Below are 2,656 nucleotides of genomic sequence, written 5' to 3'. Positions count from 1 at the left end.
GTGCAAGCGTTTGAAGACTACTGGGCATATCTAAATGTATACGTTGGTTTAATTCAACAATATTCATTCTTCTATCGTGACATGAAAGTTATTTTTGATGAAAATAAGCTATTGAAACGTCGTTTTATGCGCTTGGTCCATAACCATCATAGTTTTTTCTTGAAGATGCTTACGTCGTTAAACGAGAGCAGTGAAATCAAAATGACAGAAGCACAGCAAAGTTCGATGGCTGATACCATATGCTTGATTGCCACAAACTCGCTAGATACACAATTAGCTGAAGAAGATTACGATCTAAAAGAAATAACTCAGCGTATCGTCATGCGTATTATCATGTTAATCGAACCTTATTTTTCTAACGAATCAAAAGAAAAATACTTGCATGAAGTAGAGCTAAATCCCGTTGAAGCAACGAGTTTGTTTAGTTAACAATATTGATTTATTGTTTATGATGAAATATTAAAAAACCTAGTGACTTTCAAGTTACTAGGTTTTTTGTCGTAAGCAGCTGGTTAGTTTATCAACAGTGTATATCCTGTAACTTCCCCCTCCCCGATAACCACAAACGCTTACCTGCAGCCCAGCATAAGAATATGATTATGCTAACAAAAACCTTTGGCCCACACATGTTCAACATCGCAACCTGATGAGTCATCATTTAACTTATAATACTGCTTTCTTAAGCCAACCATCAGTTAATTTCACGCAAATAGAAACATAAAATACTATATAACCCCACAAAACCCTGACAATTAAAAATAACAGGTGAAATAATATAACCAACTGATTTAATGGCGGTTAACATCATTGTCACACCGATTTTTTATTGTTATCATTTATTTAATTAGAGTATAAACTCTTATTTCAGTATGTATTTTTTACCCTCATAAATTCATTCAACAAGGACGTTTCAGTGAAAAACGCGATATTAAAAACCAGCATATTAATAACAGCCCTATCCTTAAGTGGTTGCAATGTCACTTTCGTTACTCCTGACTGGATCCAGTTTTATGACAACAGTAAAACAGAAGCACCAACGGTAGAATGGTTATCTGCGCAAGCCATGGATAATGCGGGGAATATACTGCTGGCAGGAGAGACAATCAAAACGGGTACCGACAGAACTCAAAATATACTGTTAGTAAAATACAACGCATCTGGCGACACCCTATGGACAGTTGAACATGATGTTACCTATGGATTATCACGTAGTGATGAAAATATTACGGCCATGGTTATTGATGATGTAGACAATATTTATGTCACCGCAACTGCCTATCTACAAAACCATGACCAAGGGCCTCGAGTTTCATTACTTGCTAAGTTTTCTAGCGATGGAAACATCATTTGGCAACATATAATCAGTGATGAAAATGACGTGAGAGACCTTGAGCTTAAAAATAATAAACTCTATGTAACTGGGCTTAGTACTCAAGTTTATAACACTAACGGTGAGCAGCTGTTAAATATTGAGCACCCAGACCAACAAGCTTGGGATATTGAGCTAGATTCAAATGATAATATCTATGTTTCTGGTCGTAATGGCGTCAGTAAATACAATGCAATAGGTCAATTAGAGTGGACCCAAGCACAAACTGAAGACACATTTGCAGAAGCTGCAACCACAGTTTTAGCTGACGATTCTGTTATTTCTATCATTTTGACCAAAGGTCGTAATCTACAAGTTCAAGCAATAGATGCTAACGGTCAACTATTATGGCGTAATCACGTATATGGTAACCACGACAGTTATGCACTGCCCGGTCCCGTGATTATTCAACAGAATGTTCACGACGAATTATTTATCGCATTCTCTGATGCTTCAAATAGAGAGCTAATTAAAATGCAAACCAATGGGGATGTCATTTGGCATTCAAGTAGTCAACAAGGTGAAATCAGTGCGATCAGCCTTGGCGATGACGGCAGCGTATTCGTCGTCGGTAATGGTAATAATGAAAAATATAATGCGAATGGTGTATTAATTGCGATAGCAAATACCGGATACAAAGCACAACAACGAACAGGAAAAATCGTCCGTAAAGGTAACGACGTGTATGTTGGTTACAGTACTTTTATTAATAACAACTTTGATTTCTATCTTGCTAAATACACTGACAGGTAATATCTGAAAATCAGTGTCGTTGAGAAATAGTCAGGGGTGGCAGCAAATGCCAAGCCATCGCTGACAAAAGGACGTTATTAAAAAAATTACAACGGCATCAATAGTCGAACTTATTCAATCTTTGATATTTTATCTACCACTGCTAATGCAATCATAACGACGACAAACATTAATCCAACATCGAACCAACGTCCATTAACTATATCATTGACAAAAATAAAACTAAAAACAATGCCAACGCCTTGTAAACAGGTATAAACAGATCGCTTATCTTCCATAGTGATATCCTATAAATCCACCACACACGATGTTCATTGATGATAAAAGTAATACACTTATTATAGTTGATAAGCCGGGTTAAAGCTGAAACCACCAGCCCGTCGAGAATCACCCGACCGAGACAAGGAATATCTATCGCGTTATTGTTAAGTTTTACCCAAACGGCTACTTTCCATTGCCAGTTCGATAAGCTTAATACTCCACAGTGCATCTTCAGCATTAACGGGGGCATCGCTGTTAGAGCGAATTGCATCT

At 37.2% G+C, this 2,656-nt stretch carries 3 protein-coding genes; 2 read left to right on the top strand and 1 reads right to left on the bottom strand.

The genetic code is table 11. The features are described from left to right. Positions 1–429, top strand: a 429-nt coding sequence (locus tag PE36_RS23285) for a TetR/AcrR family transcriptional regulator (protein ID WP_006034576.1), incomplete at its 5' end; no start/stop codon positions are given. A gap of 484 nt (positions 430–913) precedes the next feature. After that, complete coding sequence (locus tag PE36_RS23280) at positions 914–2,122, top strand: hypothetical protein (protein WP_006034573.1); 1,209 nt, start codon at positions 914–916, stop codon at positions 2,120–2,122. Positions 2,123–2,232: 110 nt separating this feature from the next. Here the strand turns inward: PE36_RS23280 and PE36_RS24500 are convergent, their stop codons facing one another. Beyond that, entirely contained in the window at positions 2,233–2,400 is a 168-nt protein-coding gene (locus PE36_RS24500; RefSeq protein ID WP_006034572.1) for a hypothetical protein, read from the bottom strand. Between the last annotated feature and the right edge of the window lie 256 nt (positions 2,401–2,656).

The sequence above is a fragment of the Moritella sp. PE36 genome, from assembly GCF_000170855.1.
Classification (GTDB): Bacteria; Pseudomonadota; Gammaproteobacteria; order Enterobacterales; family Moritellaceae; genus Moritella.
This window is presented reverse-complemented; position numbering and strand designations above follow the sequence as displayed.

Bases quoted from the DNA above. Each gene is read 5' to 3' on its own strand.
- PE36_RS24500 (WP_006034572.1), bottom strand. From the start codon at position 2,400: ATGGAAGATAAGCGATCTGTTTATACCTGTTTACAAGGCGTTGGCATT.